Here is a 21415-nt window from a genome sequence, read left to right as displayed (position 1 = left end):
CACGCTTTGTCTCGGATGATTCACTTTTACCCCCTCAATCCGCGTATGTGCCAGTTGGGGGTGCGGAATGTGGGTTTGAATGACGAATTGTGGGGCGATCGCATCTTGATATCGGAGTAGGTAGCGAGTGGAATTAGAGCGGGCGATCGCACTTGTCACCGATTTTTTGGATATGTGCGATCGGCAACAGCAATGTCTCCTCAATTTCCTGCCGCATAGCAGGAGATACATTACAACCGCTATTGAGGCAATCTACGAGCAATTTATTAGCATCGTAATACTTCCTCAGCAATGAGTTTTGCTCTTGGCTGAACTGCCAATCGTGACCTATATTGCGATACTTAATCATCAGATTTATTAATTGCTGAGTCCAATCTTTACCTTTAGCATTCCACCACTCCCGCTCGCTTCTCCACCACTCCTGTATTCTGTTTGTGTATGCTGAATCATATAGTTTGTCTCTGAGTTGTTGCAGAGATTGCTTCAATTCTGGTTCCAGATTTAAATTGAGAGTAAAGGCGAGGATAGAGAGAAGATTGCGACCTGATGCAGCAGCATAAGTATAGGGAATATTAAGGTCAATTGCATAAAACATTGCAACATCAAGAACAATATCAGTAGCCAAGTCAGAGTGGCGTTCAGTAGCCAAGCCAGAGTCACGTTCATTGTCATAATAAGAAGTAAAGTCCAAGAAAAAAAGTTCAAGGGGTGGTTTAAAGGTATGGTCAATGGCATAAGCAAGAATACGGATCAAATTTAGGTCAAAATTCAAGTCCGAACGAGGGTTACTAACGCGCTCTACCTCTCGACCAAGATAAAAAGCACGGATAGCTGATGGTTGATAGGGAGCATTAATGGAAAAAGATTTATTTCTTACCCACATTAGGAATTGCTGTAACTGCTCATCATCAGCGACCAGCCCATCAACTTGCTGTTTCATTAACAACAACAAGTCATCAGCTTTTTCCAACATCGCAACTGCTAAGAACAAGACTTCTCGCCAACGCTTCTCGGTCAGGTGGCTGACCAGTTTTTCCAAAGCTTGTGGAGCCAAATTGTTAACAATTTCTCTGGCAGTGAAATACTCTTGAAATGTTAGATGAGAAAACGAATAAATTCCTCTTGCCCTTTCCACTAATAATCCATGTTGTGCCTCGATCGCCTTCAGGACTACCTCACTATCCATTTCTAACTGAACGCGGTCAGTTGTGGCATCGGGTAAGTTAGCCAGATAGTCGGCAATCAATTGCTGAACTGTGTTTTTTTCAAAAAAATAATCGCCCCGATCAAAAGTAATAGCTGCTAAAAAAGCAAGTAACTGTTTCTTGCGGCACAAATTCAAATCTCGATAAACTTCATCCCGTTGAATGCCTCTCGTTTCATCCCATTTTCTGAGCATAATTTCCAGTCCTTCCTCATACAACTTGGCTCGGTTGGATGGGAAATCTGCTTTCGCTTGGAATACTAAACAAGTCAGATTAAGCAAAATTGGCGTTACTGCCAGTTCTCGAATTTGCTGATTTTTTTGCAGTGTCAGCGTCTCTACAAATTGAGATGCTAAAGCTTTCCCTGCCTCAATATTCTGGGAAAATGCCACAAACCAATTGAGCGCGAAGGCAGCAATTTGCTTGTTATTAAAATCGGCAACCTCAACACAGGTAAAGGCTTCGTCGTGAAATCGGTACTTAGCAGCGGCAATTCGACAGGTAATTATAAACTGATTGTTGTAATACTTTTGGACAAACTGACGAATCTGTCTGACGACTGCATCGCTATCTGATTCTGGCACTTCATCTAAGCCGTCCAATAAAATCAAGCCTCTGCCTTGACTGAGTACGAATTCAGTTTGCGATCGCGCCTCAACTCCGCAACTGGCAAATTCGTCGCTGATATATTCTAATAAGTCAAGATTAGCGATTTCAGCAAAGGTTTTCAGAGAGATAAAAATCGGTATTTTGTGTGCTTCAAATTCTGAGCGATCGCACTGAATAGCGATGTGTTTCAAAAAAGTAGTTTTACCGGAACCCGGTTTGCCGAGTACCATCAGTTTAGAGTGAGATTTCACCGCATCCAATCCTGGTACTCGTTTCTGGCATATTTTACCTAATCCCAAGCGGTTAAAGTTATCCGCATCTGGGTTGAACTCTCTGAGTAAATCGCTAATTTCTCCCGGCTGCCAACTGGTAATTTCCTCCAAAATGTTGACTTCAACGTAGAGCTTGCTGATATCAACGGGCTGTGCAATATCCAACAGTTGCATTTTGCTGTAAAGCTGTTGGATTTTGCTGTGGCATTTTTGCCGTATCTCTTCCACTACCGAATCAATATCCTGTTGGCAAAAATCTCTAACCCCCCCAACCCCCCCTTGGTAAGGGGGGGCTAAAGGAGGACGATCGACAATTTCTTCCCAATTCAACTGCAAAACCGTGCAGAAAGCCTTGAAAGCATTGGCTTTTATTGGTTCTCTTCCTCCTAAAAAGCGCCTCCAAGTGGGCAGCGAAAGACCATCGGCATAAGGGCCTGCCTCTGTCCAAGTTCGATCAGGCTCTAATGTTTTACTAGCTTCTACTAGCCATCTGGGGTCTTCTATAGTCGATCCCCTTTCTCTTCTAGCTTGCTTAATTTTTACTAATCCCTCTTCAGAGGCTTTGAGGGTAGTCATTATATAATTTACTTATCTCATTGTCAATGTCAGTTTTCGTTCAGTTTAGCGATCGCAAACTGAGTTTGTCAAGACCCCAGCAACAAAGAGAAAATGATCCTGACAACAACTGCACGGCATACGGGAAAAGTCAGGCATAAATCATGCAAACTTAATCGTTGAGAATGCCACTCTCTTTTTTAGGTAAAAAAGTACACATTAAATGATGACAAAGGATAGCACCATGAGACATAACATAGATGACATCCCGTCAGGCGGGATAGGTATAAAAATTATTGGCAAAATTGCCGATGAGCTAAGTTATACCCGCACTTCTTGCGGTCGGAACTGTCTGTTCATTGTAAAATTTTATTATCAGCAGCCTGGTCTAGTACCACTCCCACCCAGGATTCAAGATGGTTTTTTTAAGCGGGCGATCGATGTTTTAACCAGCTTTAATTTCTGGTTTCAAAAGCAACGATTTCCCCAATCCGAGCCAAGTTGTAACCAGCAAGTTCAAAAAATTAGCCTTCAAGTAAATACTGATATCAAGGCTGTTGCTCAAGTTTTATCGTGGGTTGAACAGTTAGATCCTCTACCTATTCCCCTATTCGTTTTGCATCAGTGTAAACTGGCTGTGATTGAAGGGTTTACGAATGCTGTTCGCCACGCTCACAAAAATCTGCCATTAGAAACTCCGATCGAGCTTGAAATAATGGTATTTAACGAACACCTAGAAGTAAAAATTTGGGATTGGGGAGAGCCTTTTGACATTCAAGCGAAGTTGAAAGAAGAATTGCCGGAAAAAATTCTGTATTAGTTGGAAGGATCTGGGATTTTCGCTTCACTAAAGCTGTTCTGTAATTACCAGCTTTAAATTGAGCCTAGGAAGAAACTTTTTTGTTATGACTACTGATACTACTCCCAAGATTCTCGTTGTGGATGATGACTCATCAATCCGCAATCTAGTTCATCGCTTTTTAAATCAGAAGTATCAAGTAGATTCGGCAGCAGATGGCGAGACGGCTTTAGAATTGTTTGAGAAATTCAAGCCACTGCTAGTAGTTCTCGATTGGAATTTGCCGGATACTACAGGCTATCACCTCTGCCAGGAAATGCAGCGCCGTACTAATGTTTTTGTGATTATGCTAAGCAGCCGCACAGACGAAGGTGATAAAATTAAAGTCCTGTCTGCAGGTGCTGATGACTATATCTGCAAACCCTTTGGTTTGGCGGAGTTGGCAATTCGTATAGAAGTTGTGTTGAGACGGATGAGGCCTGTCACTTCATCACGTATTGTATTCGATCAATTCGCGATCGATTCAGCGCGTCGGGAAGCAACACTCAACGATCGCATTATCAAGTTAACAGCCTTGGAATTTAAGATATTGTATTTTTTGGCAAGTCATTCCAATCAATCTTGGAGTCGCCAACAGCTAATCGAAAAAATCTGGGGGTGGAACTGCGACGACACAGGAGAAAAGCAAGTTGTTAGCGTGCATATCGGCCAGATTCGCAAGAAAATGATTCAAGTTGATGCTAATGCGTCGCAGTTTATTAAAACTATTCGGGGTTACGGTTACAGGTTCGATCCGCCGAATCGCACGGCAATGGCAATTTACTAAGCTCATCGGCATTAACCACCTTATTTGGTGAAAAACCTATTTTCCCACGTGCCGTGGGGCAGCCAGATGCCTCCTAGGGAACGAACGCGATCGGGTAACATGAAGTAAGCCCAAGCCGTGCCTAAAGGTTTGAGGTGTCGATCGAAGATTTCGATTTCCTGTCGCTGATATTCGTTTTGTGTCGGTTCCCGCAGCGGATGATAGTCTTCCAATCGGTCTAAATCGTCCAAAATAGCCGAGGAAGCGAAACAGAGGAGAAAACCGCAGACTGTGCCATCTCCGGCCATCATCGCAGGATAGCCGATCGGCAGCGCAAAAAGTTGACCGCGGGCGATCGCGGGGTAAGCATTCACAACTTTTCCTTCGCAGTAGCGGAGGTAGTTGCACTCCCCCGGTTTGAGAGTGCCGTAGACAAAGACTTTCATCGGGTAGGGCCTAACCGCTAGTTTTTGCTAACATAGATGGCTAAGCTAATAGTTTAAGTCTCGCGGGCGATCGCGACTGCAATCTTGATAAATTTCGTTGTTTACCTTTCTTATAATTCATGACTCTAGCAGTTAGTTTTATTGCTTTTGGACTTCGGCCTTTGTACTTGAGCTCTTTTTTGCCGTTCCTGCCCCTTGACAGCTTGTTTTCGACTCAAGGGATTATGGTGATGCTGCTGGCCGCCTATGCGGGGGCGATGTGGATGTTTCTCACCAGTGCTCCGAAGGTACACACGGTGATGGTATCGGATCTCGGACAAGCGAGGGAGTTCTATGAAGGTATGCTAAACCTGCCAGTAGCAGAAGTGCCGCTGCACTACTACTACAATTACGAGCAAACTTTGGGGACAACTGGTATTGATCCGCTGTATTTGTCGCCGAATGTCGGGAGGGCAACGAGCTCTCAAACAATGGGGAGTCCCGATGGTTTGTGGTATCAGTTGATGAAAAATACCCAACTACACATTATTAGCGGGGCGGGTGTAGGGGAAAAAAATCGCCCGCGTCACGTTTGTTTCGATCGCGAATGTTTGGATCAGCTATTGATGAGGGTACAAACTCGCGGCATTAGTTATAAAATTCGCCGGGAAAAGCCACTGAATTTTTTGGTCAAGGATTACGACGGCCGCGTCATTGAAATGGCTGAGGTTAGTAATTAAGTAGGTCGTTCTAATTAAAAGTAAAACGATCTCGCGCGCTACCCCCGGCTTCTTTTGTTGGGTAATATCATTCCGGCTGGGCCGGAATGATATTAGTCGCGAACAGGGCTCATCTCCAGAGAGATAGTCGCTCAATCAAAAAATGATAAGAATAGTTGAGATTTTTGAAATATCACTATATTTTGGCTAAACTACCTTGATTGGTTTCCGGAGATTTTTGTATATTCCCAGAATAATCAGTAACAGTCTTGTTAACTAAACCCTGGAGATAAGTAGAAATGACAGAAGTTGAAGCCATTGTGGAAAGTTTGTGGGAGCTGGATGATGATGTATTGGAAGCTCAGCTAGGCTGTCGCGTACAAGCCATAGGGGATGATGTTGCTGGACGTGGAGCCAAAGGGGTAGACCCAGCTTCCTTGGAATCTATTGATGTGAACGTTGCGGCTAGAGCAGCGATCGATCCAAGATTTTTAGATGCTGGTCGCCAGTTGTTCGATCGCGTCAACCCCTTAGTTTACCAACTTATGTGCAAACCCCTCGGAGACGATGCAGAGACTCAGAAGATTTTAGATGAAACCATAAATCAGAACTATACCAAAGCGGCTGGGATGTTGGCTCGGGTTTTAGCCAGTGGAGTTGGGTTAGCTCCTGCTGTTGCTACTCTCCTGGCAACTCTAATTATAAAAAAGATTGCAAAGACAGGTGCTAATGCAATTTGCGAGACTTGGGAGAAAAGTTTAGTAAAACCTGCCATCTGAGCTTTATACAAAGATGGGTAATACAGTCTTGGACGCACTCCGACCAAAGAAACCGGGTTTTTTACCAAATCTGCGCGCTGTAACGCATCTTCTCGCAAAAAACCCGGTTTCTGACCACCCGTGCGTCCAGGGTATCATAAAAACTCTGTGACGCGATCGCACTTTTGTACTCAGAGGTTTTGTCGGGCGATCGCACTTTTGTACCAAGAATTTTCAGAGGCGATCGCACTTATCTACGCATATTTGACGAATAGCTGCTACGCCGTTAAAAACTTTTATCTTTTCCAACTACTTTGGCACATCGTCGCATAGGTGGCGATCGCTTTTACTAACATTGGGGTTATTCTCAAGATAGTCACGCACGCGATCGCAACCTTTCGAGAGCAGTTCATCGAATTCTCCCAGCCGCCACAACTCAGTAGTACCATCCTCTCCAATCACAGCCAGCATACTGTTATCAGGGCTAAGGCTAAGACTTTTGATCTGTTTATCTGAGGAAAATTCCATCAATTTTTCGCCCTTCAAGTTCCACAAACCGATGGTGTTGCCTGAAGTAGTCAGGAGTAAGCTGCCATCATAGCTAATCTTGACAGAACCAAATTCATTTCCAGCTTGCCGTCCTGGGATCAAGTTAGTTAAGTTTCCCGAAAAGTCTAATAAATCAACATTGCTATAAGTTGCGCCTGCGTCTCCATTACTAACAAAATTAAGTAATAGTGGCTTGCCATTGGATTGAAAACTAACGCCTTGGAAGGTGTTAGTGAATATTTCTTGTTTCTTTTCTTCTAACTGGTTGCCCTTAGTATCCCATAATCGGACTAAAGTGTCGTCTAATGTTTGACTTTCGTTATCTGGATTGTTAGCACCGCCATCGCCTATAGTGGCAATTTTCTGACCATCCTGACTCCAACTGACACTCGTGACCTTCCCGGGATGTGCTTGGAATTTTTTTACAACCTTGCCCTGCAAATCCAACAAGCGCACCATACCCCCATCTCCTGTGGTAGCAATTGTCTGACCATTAGGGCTAAAACTAACACTTGTAGCTTTGGGAAGCCCTGTAAATTTCTTGATCTGGTTGCCTTGTAAGTCCAACAAGCGCACAACACCTTCTGAATCTGCGGTAGCAATTGTCCGGCCATCAGAGCTAAAACTAATACTTTCTACTCGGTTTTGAACCAGTTTAGGTTTAGATAAAGGCTGTTTCTCTAAATCCCACAAGCGGATATTGTTGTCATCCCCTAAAGTAGCTATTTGCTTACCATCAGGACTAAAAGTAGACATCTTCACTCTGCCTTGAGGCAATTTGAATTTGCTCTGAACCTTGGCATCTTCGTTCAAAAAGTTGACAGTACCATCAACTCCCGTCGCAGCTAATTTATTGCCATCTGGACTAAAACTGCCACCCCGACTAATTCTTCCTTCTACATTTTCTAGTTTGCCCGGTTCCGAAAAATTCCACAAGCTAGCGTTTTCTGACTCTTCTCCATAAAAAATCATCGCTTGCTTGGCATTGGGGCTAAAGCTGACTTTTATTAAGTTAGTACCAAAGGTGTTTTTAAATGCCGCTACCTCTTGGGAATTTTGGTTCGATAAATCCAGCACTTTAATGCGGTCTTTGTCTGTGTCTAATGTAGCTATTCGTAGTTCACCACTGGGCTTAAGACCAAGCCCAATTATGCTCGATGTTGGTAATTTGCCTCCCCTTATCTTTTTACCTTGCAAGTCCCATAAGCTTACAGAGTTGTCCTTTCCAGTGGTAGCAATTCTGTTGCCATCCGGACTAAACCTGATATATTCAATCGCTGGGATGCCGTCCCTCGCACCTTGGTGTGCTTTAAATTCAGTTAATTTTTTGCCTTTTAAGTCCCACAAGCGTAGTATTCCGTCTTGTGTTGCAGTAGCAATTTTACTACCATCTGGACTAACACTAATACCCCCAGGAAATAGACCTTCTTGCCCTTGTAGCTCGGCTATTGGTTTGCCATATTTGTTCCACAACCGAACTTTATTATTTTCTGATGTAATAACAAGTAACTGGCGCTTCCTAGTAAAAAACATCCTGAATACGATACCTGGAGGTGCTTCCCAGCGATCGCGTTCTTTTGCGCCATAGAACATATTTCGCAGGGTTTGTCCCACTTGACTGTGTAGGTCATTATCAGGTAAAAATATCTGCTTAATATTTTTACTACTACGGAGGCTATCGACCAAAGCATTTAACTGTTCATTGATGCGAAAATTTGCTTCAGCAGATGCTCTAGAGGCACTAACTTGACCTATTTGGGCATTGCGCTGTCCAATCAAAGCGGCAATGGTTAACGCACTCAATCCCAGCATGACTGCGATCGCAATGCGCCACCGCCAACTACTATTCTGGCGTTTTTGCAAAACACTTTCCTGCACAAACTCAGCTTCTACGTGGTTCAACCAGTTGTCATCGGATTTGAGTTCTTTATCCAATACGTCGAGATAAGGATTCGCATTCCACAAAAACTGTACGGGTTTCTCTCTCGATTGCGCTTGCTGATTTTGAGCGCGGCGTAATAGTCGAGCAAACTGAGCAGGAATTTTATTCACTAAGTTTTCGATAGTCAAGAGTCGTCCATCTAACCAATCCAAAACAGGATCAGCCCTGTCTAGAATCCCTTTTGGCTGTTCTTTGTCCTTATTTTTAAGGCTATTCCACTCCCTCGCTGCGGGAGTTAGCCGTCGTTGCAGCAGTAAGCTTTCTTGTTCCTCCTGTTTCCACTTCAGCAACCTTTCCCATCCCCGCACCAAAGCATCATGGGCGGGTTCCACGTAGGGATTTCCCTCTGCATCTTGCCCTTTCACTAACAACCTGGCTGTGCTAAAACGCTCCATTACTTCCTTAACTAAACTATTTTTTTCTGGGGGATATTCCAATTCCGATAACTGGACTTGTCTACGCGCTAATTCACCCCCACCCAACGCAACCATTCGTAACATCACATGACGGATAACTCTTTGATAAGCTGGATTTTCTTGAACTAACGCCTGATATTCCTCATCTGCTCTTTGAGTCAGCGATAGGATTACTCCTCCCAAAGCTTGATAATCTGCTTGAGTCAGCGCCCGGTCAATGGTGAGCCCTCCGTTTTCTGCATCCCGTTGTCGCTTTAAATACTTGAGATAAAGTTCGCTCAGGGCAAAGGAAAGCAGAGGCAATGCTCCCGGCATATCCGCCACTTCATTAATTAATTGTTCTACTAAATCGTGGGGGTGAAAATACATTACCCGTGCTTCAGCGGGTTTCTCAATTGCTTGGCGTAGTTCGGCTCGTGTCATCGCTGGTACAATAAATCGTCCGTTGAGCCAACGCTTTTTAAGCTCAGTGTCAGTGTTTCCTACTTCTTTTTTAAGGACTGTGGGGAAAAACTTTAAGCCAGCATCTCTGACTTGGGGTTCAAAGTCAGAACGTAGGCTTAACACTACCCGTAATTTATCCCGATGGGCGTTAATTGCTTGAAGTATCTGTTGGAAAAATTCCTTGCGCTCATCCTCATCTTGACAGAGTGTAATAATTTCTTCGCTTTGGTCAACAAACAGTAATAACTTAAAATTGGGGAATTTTTTAGCCCAAACATCAATGCTCATTACCAGGTTATGCTGTGGATTTTGTGGCTCTACCTCTGGTAATTGAATTTGTTTCAAAGCATTATTTAAAGCTTGCAAGGGAGTCTTACCAGGACGGATGGGTGGCATAAAATACCATTTTTCAGTTTTTTCTTTCCGTAGTTCGGGAATTAATCCTGCCTTCACCAAACTAGATTTACCCGCACCAGAAGCACCCAAAACCACTGTTAGGGGATTAGTTTTGACAAAATTTTGTAGCTTTTCGATTAGTTCGCTTCTACCGAAAAACAGTTTGTGGTGTTCCTCTTGAAAGGGTGACAAGCCGCGATAGGGATTTTTGGAAACATCCAATGGTGGTGCGGGTGGTAGATTCAGGGCGTGTCCTGGTGTCAGGAAAATATACTCGCCTTTATCGTGTTTTTTGAGGGGATGAATCCCTGGCGTCTGGCGGATGGCACGTGCTTCTGTGGCAATTTCAACCCGATCGCGCAAATACACATAGAGATCGGTTGCCGTAATTACACCATCCCCGGCTGGCTTACCGGGTTCGGCGGGTGGAAAAGCATCGGCTTTACCCTCAAGTGCTTCTATCAACGCAGAGGCAAACGGTGAATGGCTTCCAATTTGTCCGCGATCGTCTTTCAGGTTAAAAGCATCCAGTGCAGTTTGGTCATGGGAAGCCGAAGTAAGAACTTGCCATGCGGGGTCTTGAATGAAGCGATCGTAGCGTTCTTTGTGGATCGTACCCTGTTCCATCGGAATCGCTTTGCGCGTACTCGACCAGCGAAAAGCACCCGCAAAGCAACAGTCGAGAATTCCCAAGAAATGGCGGCAGGGAAGCTGAAGTAGGGCTTGATTTACGTCTGACATCCGCAGGTAAGTGCTAGCCTTGCCAAACTTAGCGTTTTGAGGAATCAGATAGCCTTCGGGGCCATCCTCGCCGTTGAGGGCAATCCCATGTCCCGCAAAGTAGAAGAGGAAGCGATCGCCCTTTTGAATTTGTTGCGGCAATTCTATCTCTAATACCTGCCGAAGTTTGCTGAGGGTAGCTTCGCCATCCCGAAGCAGAGTAACGGTGTAATCATGCTCGGTTTCGAGAATGTGGGCAATTTCTGTGGCGTCATTGACAGCAGTTTGGAGTGAAGAAATACCGTTGATGTAGTCGTTAATTCCAATAACTAAAGCATAGCTGTGTGTGAATTCTGACATATAACGCATCCAAAAGATTTGTAAGAGTTTGTAGGGGTAGGGACACGGCAATGCCGTGTCCCTACGGGGAGCGAAATAAAACATCTATCGCACGATCGATATTTGAATCTCCTTTGTTGTCCACTCTTGACTCGGATCGAATATCGGTACTGCTGGTCTCGATCGAAACGGAGGTTCGTCAACATCCGCACCCACCGCAGCCAGAAGTTTCCCAAGCGGACTCTCGTCACGATAGAGTCCGGCCTTTGATGCAATTTCTTCATCAAGTGAGGGTAACTCCAGCCAACGAAAATCGTTCTTCCCGATCGTCGCAAAAACTTTCAGCGTTTCCCTAGCTTGGTTGTATCTCTCGGTTTTGGGTAGCTCAAAGTTCAGTGCCTCCAAAATTACGTCATTGGGATTGAGTGGATAAAAAGAGCTTTCTTGATTTCGGATCTTCAGGCGAGAAACTTCCCAATTTGCTTGCAGATTCAGCACTGTAATGTTTAAAACTTGAGACGAAATATTTTTGATTCGCAAAAATGTAGATTCACCCGATTTCACAACTAAATTAGTTGGATCGGTAAATGACTGCGGTTTTTTAGGCATCCCTGGTCGCCAGTTTGGTTGTGTGAGTAATTCCACTTCTAGCTGATTAGTCAACTCAGAAAATTGATTGCTCAACTCCTGAATTGCCTGATATTTTGCCAAATGTACCAGACGCTGTACTACCTGTTGCGGAGCCTCAGAATGCTCAATCTTCAGGGCAGGTAGCAGGTTTTTAATGGGCGTGCCAACGCAAATCTCATACTCACCGAGTGGATTAACCGCAACTAGATAATCTTCCTTTTGTTGTGCATCCGCCAGTTTCAACCAGCCATTTCCTGCCAGTGCTTCCTCGACTGCTGAGAGTGCATTATCTTGCTTGTCCGCAATTGCTTGAGGCAGTTCATTGTCTTTCTCACCAACCTCTTTTTTGAAAAGGCGTACTCCCCGTACCAAATCGACAGGGGCTGATAGCATCACTGCTTGAGAACCTTGGTCAATCTTGTCCTGACGTAGCACTTCAATTACATCTGCCCAGGCATCAGAAGCACCAACTTTGGCAATTTCAACGATCGCCAATTGCTTATTTTTCTGGGTAAAATCTGTCGTGCCAAACGCATAGATTGCGAAACGATAACCTGGACTGAGACCGTTTGCCATCCCCGCATTCAGCCGAACGTGCTTGACGACTTTCTTCGGTTCTGAGTCTGCCTCTGTTACCTCTGCCTCAATTACCTCAAGCACGTTGACGGCATATTGTAAAGATCCGCGCTCAACTCCGAAGACAAAGCGATCGCTCTCGCCCACGAGCATTGGCATCTGAGGAAACTTGCTTTGAATTTTCGCACTGACGCGATCGTGCAATGTTTTGTACGTCAATCCTGAAGGGCTACTGGTTAACGTATCGATCATCCAGTACGTCAGCGCCCCATGTCGATCCTTACCACTCACCGCATACTCGTAAGCATACTCGCTAGGACGACAGGCAGCTAGCAATACATAATCTCTAGGTTGAGGAAGCCACTGCCCGGGGGTAATACTTGCAGGAATTCCATCAGTCAGAGCCTGCCAGTTTTCGATCAGCTCTTGTCGCTGGGCAACCAAGCTTTCGGAGTCTCGCGGTGCTGTATCGGTTTCTCCGGGGCCTCGAATTGCAACATCGTCGCCTCTAGTTGCTTCTCCAGAGTGGCAGCTATCCAAGACAAGGGTGACAATCAACCCTTTGTCTGTCATCCGCTTCAACAGCATCGCCAATTCCACATCAAGTAGGTAACGACCTCCAGCCCCAATATCTGATGGCACAATACCTTCATCATATTGGTCATTCCCCTTCAATTCTGGATAAATAGTTGTCGTCCGTCCTCCATGTCCAGAATAGTGAATGTAAACCTGCTCTCCCGGCTGAGCTATTTCTGTAATGGCATGAAACTTTGCCACAATATTTTCATAAGTTGGTTCCGGGTCTTTGGTTGCGATCATTTCAGCGACTTCAGGATTGGGAGAAGTCAGCCTGAAAATCCGTTCGGATGGAATTTTAACCGTCTTTAAAAAGTAGTCTGCTACAAGATTGATGTCACGAACGCATCCTTTAAGATCCTTGTACAACTGATTCGGCTTATAGCAATCGATGCCAATTAATAAGGCATAAATATTCGATTTTTTCTCAGATAAACTTACCATTTCTCTTCATTACTCCGTGTGTCTTTATAATTTAAATAGTTGCCGAGCTACAGAGTTATAGAGCCGCAATTTCAAGCTTTTCAGAAAACTCTGCCCATTCAGCAACGTATCCTTCTGTTCAAAGTTGGGTTCATTCAATAGCGAACAGTTCAAGCCATTAGCTCGCGGGTTTTTGATCCGACAATGCCGTCTGGCTTCAACCCCTTCTTCTGCTGAAATTCCTTGACGGCTTTATCTGTTGCTGGCCCAAATTCACCATCAGCCCCAACTACAATCCCAGCCTTTTTCAAACCCTCCTGAAGCTTGAGTACATCCGAACCTTCCATTCGGGGCATCGCCAAGCGCAAGGTTCTGGGTTTGCCATCCCACGGCGCTTTAGAAAACCCTGGAGCAGGAGAACGATTAAGGGCATTCTCGGTTTGAGGACCAAAACCGCCATCCTCGCTAATCTTTGCATTAGGATTGTTCTGATTCCAAAGCTGCTGAAATGCGAGTATTGATTTGCTGCGAAGATCGATCGTGCCGCCACCTTGGTAATCGAAGTGAGGTGGATCGCCCGGTAATGGATTCCAGCCATACCGCATTAAATAAACTTCCCAGCCTGTTGCATCTTCAATGTCGATCGCTAACCCAGTTTGGTGGTTGCTGGCTCCCGGTGGAGCTACAGGATTAGAGTTGTTGAAGCGATCGTTGTATAGCAGCATTTGCTGAGCGATCGTGCGGTAGGCAGAGTTCACCTGCATAGTTTGACCTCGATCTTGAATCGCTCTCTGGAGTGCCTGTTTTGCAGGGGCTTGTACATAGGGAAAGGCTGCCTCCAGCAAGTCTACATTGAGGTCATCAAAACTCACAAAGGCATCTGGCACAATTAGTTGGAGTTGATATATCAACTGCTGAGATAAGCCATTGACCACCGCAGTCGAAGACATGGGTGCATCTTTGAGCAATCCGGGAAAACTGCCTTTAATTCCCAACATATCCCGTTCGACAAATTCTTCACAAGCCTCGACAATTACAGGTTGATTAAAGAGAAGATCGCTTGAGTCAGTCATGGTTTTTTCCTATGAGTTTGAATTTGGTTACACAATCGATGTTATAGTCCCAATTCTTTTCGTGTTTGGGCACCTACAACACCATCCGCCATTAGCCCTTTCTGCTGCTGAAACTGCCGCACTGCCTTGTCAGTATCATTGCCAAAGAATCCATCAGGTTCGAGATTAATTCCTGCTGTTTTCAAAGCTTCTTGCACTTGACGAACATCCTCACCTTGCATGAGAGGATCGGTGAGTTTCAAAGTGCGAGGTGCTTCTGAGATTGTTTCACCTGTTACTTCTTCGCCTGTTCCTTCATAGGTTAAGAATGACTGCCAGGGTTTTCCCAAAAACAGTGCTCGTTCAGCCAATCGTCGGCGTGTCAGCCCTAGCCAGGGTTCACCATTTACCTTATTCCAGCGAGGAAACTGATTAGCTGCTCCTTGATAATTTCCCTCGTTCAAAAGCCTCAGAAGAGTTGAATCTCCAAAACCTCCTGGCCCCACGTTGAAGCAGAAACAAACCAGTGCAGAAAACTGATTGTCATTGAGCTGAACTTCAACGGCATCCTCAACAAAGGATTCAAATTTTTCTAAATCTTTGCTCAGCAATTCTTCTGCTTGCGTTTGGCTAATCGTCAGTCCTGGAAAAACATCGTTGCCAGTGTGTCCATAACCAATTGTCCAAACTCCACCGCCGTCATCATAAGCAGTTAGCTTACATCCTTCAAACGTAGTTAGAAGCTTAAAGCCTTCTCCATTGATTGGCTTTGAACCTCTGCGTTCTGCCACATCAGGCGGTTGTTTTTCTGGAGGATTAATGTTGTATGTTTTAGCCACGCTGAACTTTAAAGCATCAATTAATGCTTTTACTTGCCCATTTGTCTCGGTGACTTTAACGGCTAGGTCGTCTTTTATTTCGTACACGCGACCATCGCCGAAGATTTCAAGCGTTCTTCTTGGCATTTGAGTTTTTCCTTCTTAAAACGTAGATTCGAGCGAAACACCCATCCTGAAGATCCAGATCGCCAAACTTTTGCCTGCCTCTGACAACGTGTGAAAAGAGTTTATCAATTCATACTTGTTATCCAAAGTCTTTGTTCGACCAGTGATTTCACTAATTACGTCTGTCCCAAAGTAAATTCCGGGATTTTCTCCAGCCGTTACAAAAATTTATTTTTGCCGATCGAGAGCGGTGTGCTGCTTGTTCTATTTAACGATCGCGATCGCCCAATTCCACCACTATCAAATTACACTTATGAGTCTTGGATGTAAGCTGTCACGCATTTAAATTGCATATTTAGGGCGGGCGAGACGCCCAACCCCTACTCCCCACAAGACTTAGATTGTTTGTTGACATTTTATTTAAATGCTGAACAGCTTATCAACTAACCAACGACCATAGTTGACACCCACATTCCGCACCAGCAACGGGTAGCGTACAGTACCCCGTGCGGATAGAAGTGAATCAGGAGAGACAATAGTTAGTAATAATATTCAATAATTTATATCAGTAAGCATAACGCTGTTGGAAATGGGGCCCGAAACAGCTCTTGATTCCACTCCCCGCCAACGGTTTTGACCCAATGAGTTAGAAGAGTAGGTTTGCGACTGTGGGAGTGGGGGCGTCAGCTTACTCGTGACGATGCGAGAAAGGCTTTAGTTTTGTGGAATTTAGCAGCAGGGCGGACAGTCACAGCCACCGCCCCTGCGGAAACCGGGTTTTGGTTGATTAATTAATCTTAGATTCAACGCTAGATTTTTCAGATGCCGCAGCTTCCTTTATCTCTGAAATCCCTTTCCGGCTGAAGATTTGGAAGTAGAGAGAAACAAAAAACTCTTTGACGGGAAAAATGATAAAAGTCAAAGGATTAATTGTCACGATGATATTGCGGGCATCAGCTTTAGCTTGTTTGACAACTTGCTGCGCTACCCAATCTGGAGACATAATGCCGATCGGGTTTAAGTTGCTTTTAAACGGCCCTAAAATCAGTTTGCGAACGATGCAGGGTGCATCTAGCCGGCGCAGGGTGACTAAATCTCCGAGGGCGCGCTTGCTGAGTTCGTACAGGGGACTGACAGCGGGAATTACTTCTGCTTCGGAAGTGTTGATCCAGACTTCTTTGCAAGCGATGTTTTCGTTAGTGCGGACTGTTAAGAAAAAGAGTTCCATCAGCCGCCACGCGGAAAAAGTGTTAATTTCGTAGGAGTTGGCGATCGCCTCTCCTGTTCTTTCTCCCTGTACGTTAATCCCGTGATTGATGACGAGAATATCGATTTTTTCTAACAATAGGGCTAAGTCTGCCTCTTGGCCAGCTTGCCAAGTTACGGTTTTTACAGGTAAACTTTCGCCGTCTAGATTCAAAGTAATTTCCTCATTTCCCGATGAGAGGGCGATCACTTTTGCACCAGCTTTGTGCAGGTGTTTGAGTAGCAAACGCCCTAAAGTTCCCGATGCACCGGTGACGGCTACAGTTTTGCCTTTGAGAGAAAGTGCTGTACCCATAAGTTTATCTATTAAGGTGAAAGTACCGCAATAGTAAGCATTTTGATTGTCGAAGTGATGTCGCCAGTGATAAGGTTTATTAACTAACCACTTGCCAGGGGGAGTAAGGAAGTCTCCCGGTTGGTGGGTGATGTCGGTTAATTCGTCTGCACCTTTGATGCCGCATCCGCGGGCGATCGCGCTCAACAAAAAGCCTAAAGTATAAATACAACCGGCTGCTGCACCCCAGTGATATTCCGGCAGCCCAAAATAAGCTACAACCCACAGCAACAAGCCTAAAACCATCATCGCCGCACCTTCGGGCACGTCGTGACGCCAGTGTGCTTGCTTGTAAATTGTCTCGCTGACGGGGGTCAAATTCGGGCGGAAAACGCGGTGATGCCAAGTGTGCAGCTTTTGCAGCGGTGCCCAATAATGGGACACGACGTGATAAAAGTCTCGTATTATTTCTGCCCAGCAGACAGAAGCTATTGCCACAGCGCCGACTATCCAGTAATTTACCATGCTCACATTAGTTTGAAATTTGAGATATTAGAGATTGTCTGTTTTGAAAGATAACTCAAAATGGCTTTTATTGCTAGTCTGGCAGTTGACTCAGGCGTTTTAAAATCAGCAAAACGCGGTACAATTCATTGCCGGGATTGGAAATAACAAATTCAGCCGATCGCGCATACTGGGGAGTTTCGCCTCTAACTAACTTGACAAAATTGAAGTTAGCACCTGTGGAAATCATTCCAAAAGTAGGAGTTTCTGGGTTCGGATATGCCAGCATATATGTCAGGAGTTGTGCGAGTGCTTCGTCTGTTGAAAACGAAAGTTGTTTGGATTCAATTACTGTCACCCACAAGTTTGCTTTCATAATTAGGATATCTATTCTGCCTTCGATGATTCTGCCTTCGTCTTCCTCTTGAATGGATATCGACTTTTCGGCTTTGACTTGAAAAGGAGACTCATACAGACCGGCAACAAACAAAATGGGGCTGATGATTGTTAGCTTGACTGCATTTTCCAATACAGGCGGGTTGTCTACCAAGTTGAAGTATATGTCTTGGACGCGATCGAGCAATTGTTTTTCTGAGTCTGTTACTTCGGGTAAGTTTTCTTGCCATTCTCGGAAAAATTCGCTGTTGCGAACTCGCTGCAAGCCGAAGTTATCGATTAGATAGCGGAGGTTGATATCTCTTAATTGTAGTTTTTGCATGATGATTAATAAAGGGGTTTATGGTTATTAATAAGTTTAGCATAATTGAATTTTTAACCGCAGATGAACGCAAATGAACGCCGATGAAATTCTGAGTAAGTTAATTTGGCCCAGATGTCTGTTCATTGGGATTTGCGAGCACAAGTCGCTGTAAATTATTTTATTTTGGGGCCAATATACCCAATGATTATCTTTCCGGGCCCTAATTCTGTGCAGAAATGGAGTCGCCAAACTTTGTATGTCATGCGGACGTGTAAACTGAAAATACGCTTTTTCCCGTCAAGACACTGAATATTTAGTTGCTCTCTAAACTCCTTAAGCCTTGACTCACTCTCTGGAGATGCCTTACTAGGAAGGTTATCCAAATTTAGCGCTCCGTCTGTCCAATTTTTGGATAATTCATCAAGCTCAAATAACTTTCTGACAACTTGTCGTAACATTTTCGGATCGACAAGGCTTTCTATCTGTTGGCGGACGCGATCGCAAAATTCCAGGCTGGAGAATAACTCAGCTCGACGGTTCCAAAGCTCCAAACCGTCAGCCACTCCTGTTTGCTGACGTTTCTGAATCCAATTAGCGTGTTCGAGAACGTGGTTTTTCTGACTAGCATGAAGAACCTCTACACTTTCTTTTATTAGCTCTCCATTCTCATCAATTTGTATCAAATCTAAGTTGATGCGACTAGCATTCCACAGCAATTCTGAATGCAGACTAATGACTAATGTTTCAAGGTAGTAAGCAACTTTAAAGCTTTCGGATTGAATACCCTGTAAACTCAACTCACAACCAGGGTCTTCAACTTTTATTTTAATCTCTATATCTGGAATATCAACGGATAAAGGGGTCTTAGTTGCAAGCGTTCTCAAAAAAGTCCGCTCGTCTTTATTAACTTCAGGATCGTTACGCCAACGAGAAAGAGGATAGCTTTCAGCAAGAATCATAGCATGAAAATCTGCTTGAATGCGAATTCCCTTCAGCCCACAGCCTTTAGCTGCAACCATCGTCCTAATCAATTCTGCCATCCATTGTCGTGCCGTAGAAATATCAGGAGCAAGAGTTCGTGCAGACAGTTCATTAAACACCATCTCCAAATCCATCGCTTATTCTCCTTCCACCGCAGGTTCCAACAAAATCTCCAAGCTGTTGTCCCACTCATCAAAAAAACCATCCGGCCATCGATCAATTCGTCCGTTGCGATCGATTTTTGGCGATATTACCTCAGTCACAGCTTGTCCTTCTTTATTTTGACGCTGGAAGTAATGCAACCGAACATCTTTCGGGTCAATTTTGCCCCCGTGAACCGCAAGGCGAATCCCGTTTAAAACATGATCGCTGTGAGTTTCTATCACAACTTGAACGCCACCGCTAGCCGCCAAAGCTAATAATTGACCCATTTTAACTTGTCCTTTCGGATGGAGATGCGCTTCAGGATTTTCAATTAAAATGATTGTACCAGGTGTTGATGCAAGTGCCGCTACAATAATCGGTAAAGTGTAGCTAATTCCAAATCCCACATTAGTTGCCCGGTAAGGATTGCTATCTCCATAGGAATATTGAAAACTCATCAAATCGACATCTGATTTGGCATCAATTTTGAGTCGCGTACCCGGACTCACTTCTCCCATCCACGCCTCAACTTGGTCGATTAAATCCATTGATTTTACTAAAGGTGCACCAGGTTGAGTCTTGGATTTTTTTACATTGGGATGGCTGAGACTACTATTAGGAATAGTCTCTCCCCCTTTAACAGAAAGGAAATGTGCAGTATATTCACCTTTGATACCGAGTTGACCGAGCTGTCGTACTTGGTAATCTGACATTTCATTAAATGGGCGCGGCCCAATCCGTTCTGCCTGAAGATAGTGAAACTTATTGCCAAAAAGATTTGATTTATACAATTCTGAGCTAACTGGTTCCGAGTCAATTTTCAACACGTCTACCTCTTTGTCATATTTGAAACGCCATCTCCCCTCGCTGTTGTTTTCCCAAACAATATTAAAACCAATAAAGTCTTCTTTTGCTCCCTCAAAAAGTGCATCCTGAGCAGTACCAATATTCACGAAATCCCCATTAAGCGCCAACCCTTTTTCTGGCAATAAGCCCTGTTGGTAAGATTGGCGCAGCAGCAAGAGCGATTGCATGACAGAAGATTTACCCGTGCTGTTTAAACCAGAAAATAAAGTGAGTTTTTTGAATTCCAATAACTGATTTGCAAAAGGTTTAAAGTTGACCAAGTGCAGCGAAGTAATCATGCCAGAACCTCCTGAATTATTTTTTCAATTATCCTAAATCTGTACTCGATTTTTTCCGTAGCCTGAGAGATAGAAGTCAGAAAATCTCGATCGCTATCTACATACTTTCTAAATTTTTCAATCAATTGCTCCTTGTGCTGCTTTAAGATATCAATTTGCTCGTCGCTAAGTAAACTGAGATTAACTGACCAAACTTCAAACAATGCTTTATTAATTGGAAAGATTCTTTTCTGGTTTTGAGATACTTTACGGAAGGCATTTTCTTCAAAGATTTCCCAGGCTGCAACCATAGCTTTTTTAAAATTCTTTTCAATGGCTTGTAATTCTGCTTCAGACATATTATTAACTTTATATAATGCTTTACTCAAAAATAAATTCCTTTTTTCACCTTGATAATCTTTATAAGATGTAAGCGTAAATGCTAAAAAACCGAGTATAAATTCCCGATCGTCCATCCGCATTTTACGCAAATTACTCAATTTGGTAACTTGCTGAAATTCATGAGATGTAGCAAGTTTAGCTAAAAACTTTGTTGCCTTACCTGGGTTTAGAGCATGGCGGAGCTCTTGGGGAGTCATGGGTAATCCCCCTGTATTGATGCGTTTAAAAATATTATATTTAACTTCAGGAGGCGTACCTTTTTCAATCAAATAAACTGTAACTTGAGTTTCTTGAATACGACGCTGGTATCTGCGTTCAATTTCATCATAAGTTTTACCTTCAAAATTGGTTAAGTATTCTAGTCCGCATAATCTAAGTGTTTTATCGTTCATAAATTGCTTTAGAGCAGAGAGCCGCTGCAATCCATCTACAACTAACCAATTATCTTCATCAGTTGCATCTATATAAAAAGCGGGTAATGGAATACGAATCAGGATCGACTCAATCAGTCTACTTTTAGCGTCATCTTTCCAGATGTTTGCATAGCGCTGAAAGTCGGGTGCTAAATCAAGAGCTTCCTCGTCGATTCTTCTTAGAAGTTGCTCGATAGTTGGTTCTCTGGTGAAAATATTAATTTCATCAGGATCGTATATCAATTTGTCTTTTTCATATGGTTCATCACCGTTATCTTCTTCTTGACTCAAATTTAAGTCATCAATTGAATCTTGGTTGGATAGTTGCTGTTCTAGTTCGGGCTGACTTACCATAGGGAATACTCCTTTGTGTTAACTTTTATTACAATCCGTCTTGTCCTAATAAAACTTGAATGATTATCCGCTCCTAACAGAAAGGAACATTTGAAAATA

Annotated in this window: 16 protein-coding genes; 5 read left to right on the top strand and 11 right to left on the bottom strand. The window is 43.9% G+C overall.

Features of this window, described 5'->3' with window-relative positions:
- Positions 1-133: 133 nt before the first annotated feature.
- Positions 134-2662, bottom strand: coding sequence for an NACHT domain-containing NTPase (locus QUB11_RS23065; protein WP_333206131.1), 2529 nt, complete (start codon positions 2660-2662; stop codon positions 134-136).
- 223 nt (positions 2663-2885) lie between these two features.
- On the opposite strand from QUB11_RS23065, the gene QUB11_RS23060 reads away from it, so the two are divergent.
- On the top strand, positions 2886-3461 hold the full coding sequence (locus QUB11_RS23060) for an ATP-binding protein (protein WP_333206132.1): 576 nt from the start codon (positions 2886-2888) through the stop codon (positions 3459-3461).
- An 85-nt stretch (positions 3462-3546) separates the two neighbouring features.
- The gene (locus QUB11_RS23055) at positions 3547-4266 is read left to right on the top strand and encodes a response regulator transcription factor (RefSeq protein ID WP_333206133.1); all 720 of its coding nucleotides are present in this window, start codon (positions 3547-3549) and stop codon (positions 4264-4266) included.
- 20 nt (positions 4267-4286) lie between these two features.
- Here QUB11_RS23055 and QUB11_RS23050 read toward each other — a convergent pair whose 3' ends face one another.
- Positions 4287-4691: a gamma-glutamylcyclotransferase gene (locus QUB11_RS23050; RefSeq protein WP_333206134.1), complete on the bottom strand. Its 405-nt coding sequence runs from the start codon at positions 4689-4691 to the stop codon at positions 4287-4289.
- A gap of 119 nt (positions 4692-4810) precedes the next feature.
- On the opposite strand from QUB11_RS23050, the gene QUB11_RS23045 reads away from it, so the two are divergent.
- The 3 genes from QUB11_RS23045 (at position 4811) to QUB11_RS23035 (ending at position 6480) form a co-directional block, all read left to right on the top strand.
- Positions 4811-5410, top strand: coding sequence for a glyoxalase-like domain protein (locus QUB11_RS23045; protein WP_333206135.1), 600 nt, complete (start codon positions 4811-4813; stop codon positions 5408-5410).
- Between the two features lie 278 nt (positions 5411-5688).
- Positions 5689-6168 carry a hypothetical protein gene (locus tag QUB11_RS23040; RefSeq protein WP_333206136.1) on the top strand — a complete coding sequence of 160 codons (480 nt, stop codon included), beginning with the start codon at positions 5689-5691 and terminating at the stop codon, positions 6166-6168.
- Positions 6169-6288: 120 nt separating this feature from the next.
- Positions 6289-6480 carry a hypothetical protein gene (locus QUB11_RS23035; RefSeq protein ID WP_333206137.1) on the top strand — a complete coding sequence of 64 codons (192 nt, stop codon included), beginning with the start codon at positions 6289-6291 and terminating at the stop codon, positions 6478-6480.
- Here the strand turns inward: QUB11_RS23035 and QUB11_RS23030 are convergent.
- From QUB11_RS23030 to QUB11_RS22990, 9 genes are all read right to left on the bottom strand, one after another.
- Positions 6457-10974 (bottom strand): nSTAND1 domain-containing NTPase, encoded by a 4518-nt coding sequence (locus tag QUB11_RS23030; RefSeq protein WP_333206138.1) that lies wholly within the window; start codon positions 10972-10974, stop codon positions 6457-6459. The two genes, QUB11_RS23035 and QUB11_RS23030, sit on opposite strands and share 24 nt — an antisense overlap.
- An 84-nt stretch (positions 10975-11058) precedes the next feature.
- Positions 11059-13179 (bottom strand): caspase family protein, encoded by a 2121-nt coding sequence (locus QUB11_RS23025; protein WP_333206139.1) that lies wholly within the window; start codon positions 13177-13179, stop codon positions 11059-11061.
- Between the two features lie 149 nt (positions 13180-13328).
- Positions 13329-14231: a peptidoglycan-binding protein gene (locus tag QUB11_RS23020; RefSeq protein WP_333206140.1), complete on the bottom strand. Its 903-nt coding sequence runs from the start codon at positions 14229-14231 to the stop codon at positions 13329-13331.
- 41 nt (positions 14232-14272) lie between these two features.
- A complete protein-coding gene (locus QUB11_RS23015) occupies positions 14273-15175 on the bottom strand; it encodes a glycoside hydrolase family protein (protein WP_333206141.1) in 903 nt (300 codons plus the stop codon).
- A gap of 766 nt (positions 15176-15941) precedes the next feature.
- Positions 15942-17219 carry a bifunctional sterol desaturase/short chain dehydrogenase gene (locus QUB11_RS23010; protein WP_333206142.1) on the bottom strand — a complete coding sequence of 426 codons (1278 nt, stop codon included), beginning with the start codon at positions 17217-17219 and terminating at the stop codon, positions 15942-15944.
- Positions 17220-17292: 73 nt separating this feature from the next.
- Positions 17293-17916 (bottom strand): restriction endonuclease subunit R, encoded by a 624-nt coding sequence (locus QUB11_RS23005; protein ID WP_333206143.1) that lies wholly within the window; start codon positions 17914-17916, stop codon positions 17293-17295.
- A 155-nt stretch (positions 17917-18071) separates the two neighbouring features.
- Complete coding sequence (locus QUB11_RS23000; RefSeq protein ID WP_333206144.1) at positions 18072-19013, bottom strand: hypothetical protein; 942 nt, start codon at positions 19011-19013, stop codon at positions 18072-18074.
- 3 nt (positions 19014-19016) lie between these two features.
- Positions 19017-20168, bottom strand: coding sequence for a DUF3696 domain-containing protein (locus tag QUB11_RS22995; RefSeq protein WP_333206145.1), 1152 nt, complete (start codon positions 20166-20168; stop codon positions 19017-19019).
- The gene (locus QUB11_RS22990) at positions 20165-21316 is read right to left on the bottom strand and encodes a DUF262 domain-containing protein (protein WP_333206146.1); all 1152 of its coding nucleotides are present in this window, start codon (positions 21314-21316) and stop codon (positions 20165-20167) included. The genes QUB11_RS22995 and QUB11_RS22990 overlap by 4 nt, the downstream gene beginning before the upstream one ends.
- Positions 21317-21415 lie beyond the last annotated feature (99 nt).

Origin of the sequence: Microcoleus sp. B6-A1, from assembly GCF_036705085.1 — a bacterium.
Lineage (GTDB): Bacteria > Cyanobacteriota > Cyanobacteriia > Cyanobacteriales > Microcoleaceae > Microcoleus.
The sequence above is the reverse complement of the archived record's forward strand: the minus strand, read 5'-3'. Positions and strand labels throughout refer to the sequence as shown.